The following is a 13,982-nucleotide window of genomic DNA, read 5'->3' as shown; positions in this document are numbered from 1 at the left end:
TCGGTCTCCACGTAGCGCAACACTGTTGACATCTATGTTGTGCTGGCGTTCACTCCTCCCCAACACAGCGTGAGCGGAAGGTGCCGTCATGGTGGAAACGATCTTCGTTGGCGGGCGGGTGTTCACCGGCACGGCCGACGCCCCAGTCGACGCGGCGGTCGCGGTCGGGGGCGGGCGCATCCTGCTGGTCGGCGACCAGGAGGCGGTACGAGCCTCGGCGGGCGAGCACACCGAGGTGGTCGACCTCGCCGGCGGCCTGCTGATGGCCGGTTTTCAGGACGCCCACGTCCACCCGGCCTTCGGCGGTGGCCAGATGCTCCGGTGCGACCTGTCGGCGGAGCACAGCGTCGAGGGCTACCTCGCGGTGATCGCCGCCTACGCCGAGGCCCATCCCGGCAAGGCATGGATCCACGGTGGCGGCTGGTCGATGGACGTCTTCCCCGGCGGCACGCCGACCAGGCAGATGCTCGACAAGGTGGTTCCCGACCGGCCCGCGCTGCTGACCAACCGCGACGGGCACGGCGCCTGGGCCAACAGCCTGGCCCTGCGCCTGGCCGGTCTCGACCGTGACACTCCCGATCCCGTCGACGGCCGCATCGAGCGGGAGCCGGACGGCACCCCGCAGGGCACCCTGCACGAGGGGGCCATGACGCTGGTGAGCGAGCACGTGCCTGTGGCGGACGCCGAGGAGGCCTACGCCGGCCTGCTCGCCGGCCAGGCCCACCTGTTCTCGATGGGTGTCACCGCCTGGCAGGACGCCATGATCGGCGCGTTCCCCGGCAACCCCGACAACTACGAGGTCTACCTCAGGGCCGCCGCCGAGGGGACGCTGCGCGCCCGCGTCGTGGGCGCCCTCTGGTGGGACCGCGAGCGCGGCCTGGAGCAGATCCCCGAGCTCGTGGAACGACGCCGCACCGGGCAGGTCGGCCGGTTCAACGCCACCAGCGTCAAGATCATGCAGGACGGCGTCGCGGAGAACTTCACCGCGGCGATGCTGGAGCCGTACCTCGACGGCTGCGGGTGCGCGACCGCCAACAGCGGTATCAGTTTCGTGGACCCCGGCCTGCTGCGCGAGGCGGTCAGGGAGCTGGACGCCCTCGGCTTCCAGATCCACTTCCACGCGCTCGGCGACCGCGCGGTCAGGGAGGCGCTCGACGCCCTGGCGGGGGCGCGCGCCGCCAACGGCGCCAACGACAACCGCCACCACCTCGCGCACCTGCAGGTCGTGGACCCCGCCGACATCGCCAGGTTCGCGCAGGTGGGCGCCGCCGCCAACCTCCAGCCGCTGTGGGCGGCGCACGAACCCCAGATGGACGAGCTGACCATCCCGTTCCTCGGGTCCGAGCGCGCGGCCCGGCAGTACCCCTTCGGCGACCTGCTCCGCGCGGGCGCCCGTCTGGTCGCGGGCAGCGACTGGTCGGTGAGCAGCCCCAACCCGCTGTGGGGCGTGCACGTCGCGGTGAACAGGACGGTGCCCGAGGGCGAGCCCGGCGAGCCCTTCCTGCCCGAGCAGGCGCTCACCCTGGCGCAGGCGCTCACCGCCTACACGGCGGGCAGCGCCTGGATCAACCACCTGGAGGACGTCACCGGCACGGTCGAGGCGGGCAAGGACGCGGACCTGGTGGTGCTGGACCGTGACCCCTTCGCCGGTCCCGCCGAGGAGATCGGCGCCACCAGGGTCGTCAGGACCTATGTCGAGGGCCGGCTCGTCCACCAGGCCTGATGTTCGCGAACTCCCGAAAGGCGTGACTAATGAGCAGACGACTGTGGACGGCGCTCGCCGTACTCTCACTGACCGTGGCCGTGACCGCGTGCGGCGGGAGTGGCGGCGGCGGCGCGTCCCCCGCGCCCGGCAAGGGCCTGAGCTCCGACACACCCAAGCCCAAGGGTGACATCGACTCCTTCACCTGGGCCTCCTACGCCGAACCCCCGACCCTCGACTACGTGCACGCCTTCGACTATCCGCAGAACATGGTGCTGTCCAACGTCTGCGAGAGCCTGATGCGCTGGACACCGGAGCTGAAGGAGGAACCGGGCCTGGCCGAGAAGGCCGTCCAGCGCGACCCCAAGACCCTCGTCTACACCATCCGCGCGGGCGTGCGCTTCCACAGCGGCGCCGAGATGACCGCCGACGACGTGGTGGCCAGCCTCAACCGGCATCTCGACGAGAAGGTCGGCTCCTACTGGATCTCCAGCTTCCGCAACGTCGAGTCGATCAGCAAGACCGGCCCGATGGAGGTGACCGTCAAGTTCAAGCAGCCCGACGCGCTGTTCAATCTGGAGATGGGCGCCTCGCCCGGCACGGTGGTCAGCGCCGCCTCGCTGAAGGCGAAGGGCAGGGCGTTCGGCACCGCAGACGGCGGACTGGACTGCACCGGGCCGTTCAAGCTCGGCACCTGGACCAAGGGCCAGTCGATCCAGCTGGACCGCTTCGACGGCTACTGGGGGAACAAGGCCAGGTCGGGCAAGGTCACCTTCACCTTCGTGGCGGACCCCGCGGCCAGGACCAATGCCATGGTGACCGGCGAGGCCGACGGCGGCTACATGATCCCCGCCGGCTCCATCGCCCGGCTGCGCGCCTCGGGCGCGGGCACCGTCTACGGCGGCCCCAACCTGACCACCGCGAACCTGATCGTCTCCGACCTCGCCAACGGCCCGCTGGCCGACGTCAGGGTACGACAGGCGCTCTCCCTGGCCATCGACAGGCAGGGGCTGGTCAAGGCGGCCCTCGGCGAGTACAGCGCGCCCACGCTCGTGCCCGGTCCCGTCCAGTCCTGGCGCAACGCCGTGGACGCCAGACCCGCCGCTCCGGCCATCAAGCGTGACGTCGAGGCGGCCAAGAAGCTGATCGCCGAGGCCGGGGCGCAGGGCAAGAAGATCGTGATCGCCACGTCCGGCGTGGCGTCCGAGTTCCCGGTGATCTCCAACTCCGTGCAGGCGGCGGCCAAGGAGATCGGGCTCGCGGCCGAGGTGCGGACCGTCGCCCCCGACGCCTACACCGCGCTGTTCTCCGACCCGGAGGCGCGCAAGGGCATCGACCTGTTCCCGACGTTCTGGTACCTGTCGGCCACCGACCCGCTGGAGCTCTACGGGCTGTTCGAGACGGGACAGTTCGAGAACTACGGCGGATTCTCCGACCCCGCCTACGACAAGCTCGTCCAGGCGGCCGAGGTCGAGTTCGACCGGGTCAAGCGGGCGCGGCTGACGGCCAAGCTGCAGGAGACGGTGGCCACCCAGCTGCCCTGGATCCCGCTGGCCGACCTCGACAACGTGATGTTCCTCGGCAAGCGCATCACCGGGGCGCCCACCAGCATCTCCTACCTCTACTACCCGTGGGCCGCGGACATCGGCGCGGCGGGCTGATGGGCCGCTTCCTGCTGAGGCGGCTGGCCGGGATGGCCGCGATCCTGGGGGTGTCCTCGTTCCTCGTGTTCGGCGCCCTCCAGCTCGCCCCTGGCGATCCCGCCAGCTTCCTGCTCAGCGGGCGCTCGGCCACGCCCGAGGCGATCGCCGCCATCCGCGCCCAGTACCGGCTCGACGACCCGTTCCCCGTGCAGTACCTGCACTGGATCGGCGGCGTGCTCACCGGCGACTTCGGCCGTTCTGTGCAGTTCCGCACGGACGTCGGCGGGTTGATCGCCTCCCGCGTGCCCGTCACGCTCACCCTCATCGCCATGGCCTTCGCGCTCACCATGATCCTCGGCCTGGCGCTGGGTGTATGGAGTGCGACCAGGCCGGGCACGATCGACAAGGCCGTGCTCGTGGGCAGCTCGGTCGCGGTCGCCACCCCCTCCTTCGTCCTGGGGTTCGTGCTCATCGTGGTCTTCTCAGTGAACCTCGGCTGGTTCCCCTCCATCGGCGCGGGTGAGGGCCTGGCCGACCGGCTGCACCACCTCACGCTGCCCGCCGTGGCGCTCGCGTTGACGTTCGCGGGAGTGCTGGCCCGGGTGTCGCGCACGGCGATGATCGACCAGCTCGGCCTGGAGTACATCACGGTCGCCCGCGGCCGCGGCGTGCCCGAGCGGGCCATCATCCGCAGGCACGTGCTGCGCGGCGCCATGACGGTGACGCTCACCTACGGCGGCCTGCTGGTGCCCGGCCTGCTGGTCTCCACCGTGCTGGTGGAGACCACGTTCGGGGTCAACGGCCTGGGCCAGCTGCTGCAGTACTCGGTGACGGTCAAGGACTTCCCCGTCGTGCAGGCGCTGGTCCTGCTGACCGTGGCGGTGTTCGTGGTCGCCAACCTCGTGGTCGACCTGCTCGCGCCACTGGCCGATCCGCGCGTACGACTGGGGGCGCAGAACTGATGGAGACATTCGTCGTCAGACCCGGCCTGCGTCGTCTCGGCGGCAGGGTCAAGGGCGGCGGCCTGCTCACGGCCGCGCTCGTCGCGATCGCGCTGCTGGTCCTGGCCGCCGTCCTCGCTCCGTTCATCGCCCCGGCCGACCCCGACGCGGTCGACCTGTCGGCCGCCCTGGCCGGACCCGGCGGCGATCACCTGCTCGGCGCCGACGCCTCAGGCCGCGACCTGCTGTCCCGGGTCATCTACGGTGCCAGGTCCGGCCTGCTCGGCCCGCTGGGCGTCGTGGCCATCTCCACGGTGCTCGGCGTCCTGGTCGGGCTGACCGCCGCCTGGCACGGCGGCTGGGTGGACGCCGCGCTCTCGCGGTCGATGGAGCTGGTCTTCGCCTTCCCCGGCCTGCTGCTGGCGATCCTGGTGGTCGCGATGTACGGCCCAGGCCAGACCGGACCCATGATCACGCTGGCCGTCGCCTACACGCCCTTCGTCGGCCGCCTGGTCCGCGGCGTGGCCAGAGGGGAGATGGGCCGCCCCTACATCGCCGCCTACCGGGCGTTGGGCTTCGGCGGCCTGGCCATCTGCCTGCGCCACCTGCTGCCGAACATCGCGCCGGTGATCCTGGCCCAGTCCACGATCAACTTCGGCTACGCCCTGCTCGACCTGGCCGGGCTCGCCTTCCTCGGCCTGGGCGTGCAACCGCCGGCCGCCGACTGGGGGGCCATGATCAACGAGGGCCAGACCGCCGTCCTGCAGGGCGCGCTCGGCCCGATCCTCGTCCCCGGCCTGGCCATCGTGCTGAGCGTGATCGCCTTCAACATCGTCGGCGAGAACCTCGCCGACCGCGTCTCCAGGAGGTGACCATGCTGGAGATCGACGACCTCTCCGTACGGCTGCCGCACACCGCCCGCCCCGCGATCGACGACGTCTCGCTGACCGTGGCCGAGAACGAGACCGTCGGCCTGGTCGGCGAGTCGGGCTCCGGCAAGTCCCTGACCGCGCGCGCCGTCCTCGGACTGCTGCCGAAGGGCTCGCGGACCTCGGGCGAGATCCGGATGGACGGCGCCGACGTGCTGTCGATGTCCCCTGCGGGGTTGCGCCGCCACCGCGCCCACTCGGCCGCGATGATCTACCAGGATCCGCGCGCGGCGATCAGCCCCTTCCGCCGGATCGGCGACTTCCTCACCGAGATCATCCGCGAGGAGCTCGGCGCGAAGGCGGCCCGAGCCAGGGCCGTCGAGCTGCTGGGCATGGTCGGCCTGCCGGAGCCGGAGCGGCACGTTCGCCAGTACCCCCACGAGTTGTCCGGCGGCATGCTCCAGCGCGTGGTGATCGCGGCGGCCCTGGCCGGAGAGCCGCGGCTGATGCTGGCCGACGAGCCGACCACCGCGCTCGACGTGACCACCCAGGCCGAGATCGTCCGGCTGCTCCGCGACCTGCGCGCCAGGACGCGGACCGGGATGCTCTTCATCACCCACGACCTGGAACTGGCCTCGATGATCTGCGACCGCGTCTACGTCATGTACGCGGGGCGGATCATGGAGACGGGGCCGACGCGGCGGCTGTTCGCCAGACCACGCCACCCATACACCTCCGGCCTGCTCGCCGCCACCCCGCGCGTCTCCGATCTGGGCACGCTGCCGCCCGCGATCCCCGGGCGACCGCCGGACCTGCTGTCGGCGCCTCCTGGCTGCCGGTTCGCTCCTCGCTGCGAGCACGTCATGGACTCCTGTACGGCCGCCGTTCCGCCGCTGGTGGACGGGGTCGCCTGTGTGAAGGCGGAACTGTGAACATCGACCTGGAGGTCCGGGGCCTGCGCAAGCGTTACGGCACGTTCACCGCGGTGGACGATGTCTCCTTCGACCTGGCGGCGGGCGGATCGCTCGGCCTGGTCGGAGAGTCGGGCTCGGGCAAGACGACCACGGCCAGGCTGTTGCTCGGCCTGGAACGGGCCGACGCGGGCACGGTGCTGGTGGCGGGCAGGCCGCTGGCGGCGCTCGACCGCAAGGCCAGGGCGAGGCTGATCCAGATCGTCTTCCAGGATCCGTTCGGCTCGCTCGACCCGCGCCTCACCGTACGGGACTGCCTGACCGAGGTTCTGCGGCTGCACTTTCCCGGCGAGCCGTACGCGCCGAGGGTGGCCGAGCTGCTCGACCAGGTCGGCCTCGGGCCGCGCGAGGCGGGGGCGCTGCCCAGGGAACTGTCCGGCGGGCAGCGCCAGCGCGTCGCCATCGCCAGGGCGCTCGCGGTCCGGCCCAAGGTGCTGGTGCTGGACGAGGCGGTCGCGGCGCTGGACGTCTCTGTCCAGGCGCAGATCCTCGGCCTTCTGGCCGACATCCGCGCGGCCGGCGCCGTCTCCTACCTGTTCATCACGCACGACCTGGCCGTGGTCGGCTGCGTCGCCGACCATGTGGCGGTCATGCGGCGTGGCCGGATCGTCGAGTCGGGACCGACGGCGCGGGTGCTGAGCGCGCCGGAGCACGAGTACACGCGACTCCTGCTGGATTCCGTGCCCCAGAACGCCTTTTAAGAGGAGATCTCCCGGAAATGCTGTGTTACCTCTCGGCCACTGAGGCCCACGCCCTCATGTCCCGTCGCGAGCTGTCACCCGTGGAGTTGCTGACCGCCGTGATCGACCGTGCCGAGGTGATGGAGCCGCGGATCAACGCGTTCACCGAGCGCCTGTACGAGTCGGCGATGGAGCAGGCGAAGGCGGCCGAGGCCGCCTACCTGAACGGCAGCGCCAGACCCCTCGAGGGCATCCCCGTGGCGGTCAAGGAGGAGCAGCCGATCGAGGGCCGCACCCATGAGGAGGGATCGCTCCTGCTCAAGGGTGTCGTCGCGGACGTGACCCACCCGGTGGTCACCCGGATCACGCAGGCCGGTGGCATCGTCCACGCCCGCACCACCACACCCGAGTTCAGCTGCGCCGCGTTCACCCACAGCAGGTTGTGGGGCGTGACGCGCAACCCGTGGAACCTCGACCGCTCGCCCGGCGGCTCCTCGGGCGGCTCCGGCGCGTCGCTGGCCGCCGGCACCTCGCTCCTGGCCACCGGCTCCGACATCGGCGGCTCGATCCGTATACCCGCGTCGTTCTGCGGCGTGGTCGGGTTCAAGCCGCCCTTCGGGCGGGTGCCCGCGCTGCCGCCGTTCAACCTCGACCAGTACTGCCACGACGGCCCCATGGCCCGCACCGTCGCCGACGCCGCCCTGCTGCAGAACGTGATCGCCGGTCCGCATCCGTGGGACGTCGTCTCCGTCCGGCCCAAGCTGGAGCTGCCGCCGCTCACCGGCGACGTGCGCGGGCTGCGTATCGCGCTGTCGGTGACGCTCGGCGACTACGAGGTGGAACCGGACATCGTCGCGAACACGCTCGCCGCAGCCGAGGCGCTGCGCGCGGCAGGGGCGATCGTGGAGGAGGTCGACCTGCCCTGGACCAGGAAGCAGATCATGGCCGCGGCCGACGCCCACTTCGCCGGGATCTTCGGGGCCGGGATCGGCGAGCTGGCGGAGGAGCACGCGGACCTGCTGTCGGACTACACACGCGCGTTCGCGAAGAACGGCTCGGAGCTCACCTTCTACCAGGGGCTCGAGCTCGAAGGAGAGATCTACCGGCCGCTCGGCGAGCTGCTCGAGCGCCACGACGCGCTGCTCTGCCCGACCACGGCAAGGTCCTCCTTCCCCGCCGACCACGACGGCGGCCCGTTGCCGATCAACGGCGAGCCGGGCCACTACATGCTCGGGGTGATGACGATCCCCTTCAACATCGCCAGCCGCTGCCCCGTCCTTTCCGTCCCCTCGGGGCTGGCCGCCGACGGCGTCCCGACCGGCGTGCAGCTCGTGGGCCGCACCTACGACGACGTGACGGTCTTCCAGATCGCCTCCTGCCTGGAAGCCGCGCTGCCCGGCATCGGCCGGCCCGCCGTACCGGGCCGGTGAGGGACACGCACCCGCAGAGCAGCGCGTCGCGCCCGGCCGATCCGACACCCGCCGGCGGCGTGGCATGGCGCCGGGCACGTCCGGCGCACGCGGGGGTCGCCCACATGGCGTGACGCCCGGTCTCAATCCGCCTCGGGCAGCTGGAGACCTTCCTGGGGCGGGGTTCCTGGGCCACCGGCCTGCCTGGCCGCCGCCTCGATCGCGTCGGCCAGGCGCGCGACGGCCTCGGGGATGGTGCTGTCGGCGAGGTTGCCGTAGCCGAGGATCACGGTCGAGTCGCCGGTCTCCGCGTCGGAGGCGTACCCGGCGACGGCGTCGACGCGGACACCGGCGCGGGCCGCGGCGGCGACCACCCTGGTTGCCTGGACGCCGTCGAGGTGGAGTAACAGGTGGAGTCCCGCCGCCGCGCCGGAGACGCGGGCCTGCGGCAGCCGCCGGGCCAGCTCGCCCAAAAGGGCGTCGCGCCGGGCCCGGTAGCGCCGCCGGCCGGCGCGCAGGTGTCGGTCGTAGCCGCCGCTGTCCAGGAAGTGGGCGAAGGCGAGCTGGTCGAGCACCGGAGGCGGGACGGCGAGCGGATTGGCGGCGGCGACGGCCGGCGTCCAGCGCGGCGGGGTCACGAACCAGCCGATGCGCAGCGCCGGCGACAGCGTCTTGCTGACCGAGCCGAGCAGGGCCGTCAGTGAGGGCGCCATGCCCTGGATGGCGGCGACGGGGCGGCGGTCGTAGCGGTAGTCGGCGTCCTTGTCCTCTTCGAGGACGATGCCGTCGACGTCGTGGGCCCACCTGATCAGCTCAGCGCGGCGTGCCGGCGCCAGGACGACGCCGGTGGGGAACTGGTGGGCGGGAGCCACGATGGCCGCCCGGATCTCGGGCTGGGCACGCAGGAGATCGACGCGAAGCCCGTCCCTGTCGACGCCGATCGGGACAGGAAGCAGCCCGGCGTCGGCGATCGCCTCGCGCGTCCAGGTCCAGCCGGGGTCCTCCACGGCCAGATGGGTGAACCCTCGCTCGCGCAGGCCCCGAGCGATTCTGGCCAGGCCGTCGGTCGTTCCCCCGCAGATCGTCACGTCCTCGGCCGAGGTGGCGGTGCCGCGCGAGCGGTTCAGATAGCCGGCGAGCGTCCTCCGCAGCCGTGGGTGGCCGGCGGGGGCCAGATAGCTGAGATCGGTGAAGGGCACCTGCAGGCCGGCCTCGCGTATGGCATCCGACCAGCGCTTGCGCGGGAATGCGCGCAGGTCGGGCAGTCCGGGGGCGAAGTCGAAGCGGGGAGGGACCCGCGGCGGCTTCGGCGGGGTCGGTCGCGTGGCGGCGGCCGCGACGCCGTGCCGTACCCGCGTGGCCGAGCCGCTTCGCGCCTCGAGATATCCCTCGGCCGCCAGCTGCGCGTAGGCCTCGGTGACCACCCACCGCGAGCATGCCAGATCGACCGCCAGCGTACGGCTCGGCGGCAGCGCGCTGCCGGGGGCGATCCGGCCGTTGACGATCGCCGAGCGCAGTGCCCTGCGCAGGCGGTTGTGCAGCGGCCCCGCCGCCTGCTCCTCGAGGTCCAGCAGCGTTTCCCACGCCGAATCGGTCTGCTTCTTCGCCATCTGATTGGCCAGGGTATCCATTCCGCTCTGCCTCATGGTTGAGGTGACCAAGAGACGAAGGAGAACGGGCATGGCAAGACGCGCGGACCGGGAAGGCGTTCCCTCCTGGCTGCTGATGGCGGGCCTGGCGGGGCGGCCGGGGACGCCCACCGGGATGCTGGCAGGACGGCCCGGCGCGCCGGGCGGGATGCGGGGACGGCGGCGTCGCGCGGACGCCCTCACCCGGTGGGCCAGAGCCCTCACCACCCGGTCACGGGAGCCGCGGCCCCCCACGAGCGGCCGGCCCGCCTGCCCACGGGGAGGCGGGCCGCGGCTGACGAACGAAGCGCCCGCGCCTCCCGCCTCCGCCGGGTTCGCGTCCTCGCCGGCCATGGCGTCGGCCTCGCCGCCGACCGGAGTCGGGCGGGGACGTTCCTGGTGGTCACGCCGGTGCCCAGCGGGCCGCTCCGTCGTGCGGTGTCCAGCCGGTGGCGGCGGCCCACGGTTCGGCGATCGTGATGACGAGATCGACGACGGGGTCCTTGACGTCGGAGTAGACACCCGTGTCGCTGACGGTCCCGGCCAGGACGCTCTTGAAGCGCGCGTAGGCGGGCACCGCCTCGGGGTGGGCCCTGAACCAGTCGCGGAACAGCAGCGCGAGTCGCTCGTTGGGCGAGCCGAGGAGGCGGACGTGCAGGTGGATGTCCACGTCCGGCCCGCCGCGCCGTGACCACAGCCTCTTCGCCCAGAGCTCCGCGTCGTCGTCGCGTCCTGCCGGAACGTGGTCGTGCCGGTGGAGGGACCGCAGGAAGCCCAGGTCCGCCAGCGGCCGGTCGAACGCCTGCTCGGCCTCGCCCAGATCCAGGACGCTGACCTGCAGGTCGAACACCCGCTTGGCGGCCATGCCGGGGATCGCCGTGCTGCCGATGTGCTCCACGTGGAGCGCCGGCGGCCCGAGTGCGGCACGCATGTCGCTCGCGAGGGCGGCCCCCTGCGCCTGCCAGGCGGAGTCGTGCTCGACCACGACGGGGCCGGGTGTTGTGTCGTCGGGCATTCGATCAAGTGTAGGGAAGGGCGCGACCTCGCGGGTGGTGGGATGTCTCGCGTGTCAAGTCAGATCGCTTGACAGGCCGGGTGGGGGGTGATCCCATCTATCGCAAGTTAGGAAATATTCCTAACTAATCCCCCCATCAAGGAGGATCCATGCGACCTCTGACCCGGGCGCGCTCCCTAGCCGGCGCGCTCGTGGCCGCGTTACTGGCGAGCACGGTGGCGGCGGCGCCCGCGCAAGCGGCTCCGACCAGGTACGAGGCCGAGAACGCGACCATCTCCCAGGGCGTGGTGGAGTCCAACCACGCGGGTTACTCCGGCGCCGGATTCGTCAACGGCGACAACGCGGCGGGCAGCTACGTGGAGTTCACCGTCAACGCCGCGACGGCCGGGCAGGCCACGATCGGCATCCGCTACGCCAACGGCACCACCGTGAACCGGCCGTCCGACGTCTCGGTCAACGGCGCCGTCGTCTCCGCGGGCCGGCCCTTCCAGGGCACCGGTGCGTGGACCACATGGGTCACCTCCACCCTCACCGCGCCGGTCACCGCCGGGGCCAACAGGATCCGCCTCACCGCCACGACGGCCAACGGCAACCCCAACCTCGACTTCGTCGACGTCGAGGTGGCCGCGCCCAGCAGCGACCTGCAGGCGGAGAACGCGACGATCTCCCAGGGCGTCGTGGAGTCCAACCACGCGGGATTCACCGGAACCGGCTTCGTCAACTACGACAACGTGGCGGGCTCCTTCGTCGAGTTCACCGTCAACGCGGCCACCGCGGGCAACTACGAGGTGAAGTTCCGCTTCGCCAACGGCACCACCGTCGACCGTCCGATGGACGTCACCGTCAACGGAGCGGCGGCCACCAGCGTGGGCTTCCCCGGCACCGGCGCCTGGACCACCTGGGTGGAGAAGGCGGTCACTGCCCCGCTGATCGCGGGCGCCAACAAGATCCGCGCCACCGCGAGCACCGCGAACGGCGGGCCGAACCTGGACCGGATCAGCACCACCGTGCCGTCGGATCCCGAGCCCCCGACCCCACCGGGCAACCCGCGCGTGGTCGGCGAGGTCCGCCCCACCGCCGTGGACCTGGCCTGGGACGCCTCCACCGACAACGTGGGCGTCTCCAGCTACGTCGTCTACAACGGCGGCAACGTGCTCAAGACGGTCGGCGGCAACCAGACGACGGCCACGATCACCGGCCTGACGCCCAACACCGGTTACGTGCTGAGCGTCCTGGCCTACGACGCCGCGGGCAACGCCTCGCAGGGCAGCGCCAATGTGCCGATCACCACTCCGCCGAGCGACGACCACGAGGCGCCGAGCGTGCCGTCCAACCTGCGCTCGACCAACGTCAGCGCCACCAGCGTCACGCTGGCCTGGGCCGCCTCGACCGACAACGTCGAGGTGAGCGGCTACAACGTCTACCGCGACGGCGCCAGGTTCGCCACGGTCCCCGACCTGACCGCGACGGCTGACGGTCTGGCGCCCAACACGGAGTACTCCTTCCAGGTCGAGGCCTTCGACGCCAACGCCAACACCTCGGCCAGGAGCCCCGAACTGAAGGTCAGGACCACCAGCACGGCCACCGGGGGCGACCCCGTCTATGACCGTGACATCGCCAAGCTCGACCTGCCCTGGGGCGTGGCCTTCCTGCCCGACGGCGGCGCGCTGGTCGCCGAGCGCGACCGCTTCGAGATCGTCCGGGTCAGCGCGACCGGCCAGAAGACCACGGTCGGCAAGATCACCGAGGCGGTCACCACCACCGGCGAGGGGGGCCTGCTGGGCCTCGCGCTGTCGCCGAACTTCGCCACCGACCACTACGTCTACGCCATGCACACTTCGGCCTCCGACAACAGGGTCGTGCGCTTCAAGTTCGAGAACAACGCGATCGGCCCGCGCGAAGCGCTGGTCACCGGCATCGTGAAGAACAAGTTTCACAACGGCGGCCGGATCGCGTTCGGACCCGACGGCATGCTCTACATCACCACCGGCGACGGCCAGGTCTCCAGCAGGGCCCAGGACCTCAACTCGCTCAACGGCAAGATCCTGCGGGTGACGCCGACCGGAGCCGGCGCTCCCGGCAACCCGTTCCCGAACGCTCCGCGCGTCTACAGCCTCGGCCACCGCAACCCGCAGGGCCTGGCGTGGGACTCCCAGGGCCGGTTGTGGGAGTCGGAGTTCGGCGACGGCACGTGGGACGAGCTGAACATCATCCAGGCGGGCAAGAACTACGGCTGGCCGACCTGCGAGGGCCGCTGCAGCGACACCCGCTACGTCAACCCCGTCCAGCAGTGGGACGTCGCCGCCGCCTCGCCGAGCGGCATCGAGATCGTCAACGACTGGATCTACATGGCGGCCGTCCGTGGCGCCCGCCTGTGGGTCATGAAGATCAACGGCAACACCACCGACACGCCTCGTGCCTTCTTCAACGGCCGGTGGGGCCGCCTGCGCACGATCGTCAAGACACCCGACGGCGGCCTCTGGCTGACCTCCACCAACAACGACAAGAACGGCGGCACGCCGTCCACCATCGACAACGACGTCGTCCGCCTCAAGTTCGCGGGACCGCCGTTCGGGCTCACGAGCACGGCCTTCGCCAACAACGGCACCATCCCCACGAAGTACACCTGCGCCCAGGACGGGGTATCGGGCAACGACATCTCACCGCCGCTGTCCTGGTCCGGCGGGCCCTCCGGCACGCAGAGCTACGCCATCACCTTCATCGACACGGCCAACAGCGGCAAGCACTGGGCTGTCTGGGACATCCCCTCCGGCAGGCTGTCGCTGCCCGAAGGGCTCGGGCTCGGCTTCAACGTGCCGAACCAGTCGCCTGCCAAGCAGAAGGCGATGAGCTCGGGCAACAAGTCGCTGCAGTACTTCGGGCCGTGCCCCGGCGGCTCGACCCACAAGTACGAGTTCACGCTGTACGCGGTGGACACGGCGACACTGCCCGGCCTGAGCTCGAGCTCGACGGTCGCCCAGGTCGAGACCGCGATCCTGGCTCATGACCTGGCCTCCACCAAGCTGGCGGGCAACTCCGCCGCCTCCACCGGCTGACCGCCCGAATCGGGGGCCGGCACCCCGGCCCCCGATTCATCGGATGGAGAGGACACCTTCCCGCCCGC

The 13,982-nt window shown here is 71.4% G+C and carries 10 protein-coding genes; 8 read left to right on the top strand and 2 right to left on the bottom strand.

Annotation, left to right across the window (positions count from 1 at the left end; translation table 11 throughout):
- The first annotated feature begins 88 nt into the window (after positions 1–88).
- The 7 genes from AC3EO4_RS44460 to AC3EO4_RS44430 are packed head-to-tail and all read left to right on the top strand — an operon-like array spanning position 89 to position 8,236.
- Entirely contained in the window at positions 89–1,723 is a 1,635-nt protein-coding gene (locus AC3EO4_RS44460) for an amidohydrolase (RefSeq protein ID WP_379582546.1), read from the top strand.
- 29 nt (positions 1,724–1,752) lie between these two features.
- Entirely contained in the window at positions 1,753–3,363 is a 1,611-nt protein-coding gene (locus tag AC3EO4_RS44455) for an ABC transporter substrate-binding protein (protein WP_431901809.1), read from the top strand.
- A complete protein-coding gene (locus AC3EO4_RS44450) occupies positions 3,333–4,307 on the top strand; it encodes an ABC transporter permease (RefSeq protein WP_431901806.1) in 975 nt (324 codons plus the stop codon). Before AC3EO4_RS44455 ends, AC3EO4_RS44450 begins: the two co-directional genes overlap by 31 nt.
- A complete protein-coding gene (locus tag AC3EO4_RS44445; RefSeq protein WP_379582540.1) occupies positions 4,307–5,158 on the top strand; it encodes an ABC transporter permease in 852 nt (283 codons plus the stop codon). The genes AC3EO4_RS44450 and AC3EO4_RS44445 overlap by 1 nt, the downstream gene beginning before the upstream one ends.
- Before the next feature lie 2 nt (positions 5,159–5,160).
- Positions 5,161–6,087: an ABC transporter ATP-binding protein gene (locus AC3EO4_RS44440; protein WP_379582538.1), complete on the top strand. Its 927-nt coding sequence runs from the start codon at positions 5,161–5,163 to the stop codon at positions 6,085–6,087.
- The gene (locus AC3EO4_RS44435; protein WP_379582536.1) at positions 6,084–6,827 is read left to right on the top strand and encodes an ABC transporter ATP-binding protein; all 744 of its coding nucleotides are present in this window, start codon (positions 6,084–6,086) and stop codon (positions 6,825–6,827) included. Before AC3EO4_RS44440 ends, AC3EO4_RS44435 begins: the two co-directional genes overlap by 4 nt.
- A gap of 17 nt (positions 6,828–6,844) precedes the next feature.
- On the top strand, positions 6,845–8,236 hold the full coding sequence (locus AC3EO4_RS44430; RefSeq protein ID WP_379582534.1) for an amidase: 1,392 nt from the start codon (positions 6,845–6,847) through the stop codon (positions 8,234–8,236).
- Positions 8,237–8,358: 122 nt separating this feature from the next.
- On the opposite strand, the gene pdxR is transcribed toward AC3EO4_RS44430, so the two are convergent.
- Complete coding sequence (gene pdxR / locus AC3EO4_RS44425; protein ID WP_431901803.1) at positions 8,359–9,825, bottom strand: MocR-like pyridoxine biosynthesis transcription factor PdxR; 1,467 nt, start codon at positions 9,823–9,825, stop codon at positions 8,359–8,361.
- 421 nt (positions 9,826–10,246) lie between these two features.
- Positions 10,247–10,858 (bottom strand): GrpB family protein, encoded by a 612-nt coding sequence (locus AC3EO4_RS44420; protein WP_431901802.1) that lies wholly within the window; start codon positions 10,856–10,858, stop codon positions 10,247–10,249.
- A gap of 149 nt (positions 10,859–11,007) precedes the next feature.
- Between AC3EO4_RS44420 and AC3EO4_RS44415 the strand changes: the two genes are divergently transcribed.
- Positions 11,008–13,914 carry a YbhB/YbcL family Raf kinase inhibitor-like protein gene (locus AC3EO4_RS44415; RefSeq protein ID WP_431901799.1) on the top strand — a complete coding sequence of 969 codons (2,907 nt, stop codon included), beginning with the start codon at positions 11,008–11,010 and terminating at the stop codon, positions 13,912–13,914.
- Positions 13,915–13,982: the final 68 nt, after the last annotated feature.

The sequence above is a fragment of the Nonomuraea sp. bgisy101 genome (assembly GCF_057708945.1).
The sequence above is the reverse complement of the archived record's forward strand: the minus strand, read 5'-3'. Positions and strand labels throughout refer to the sequence as shown.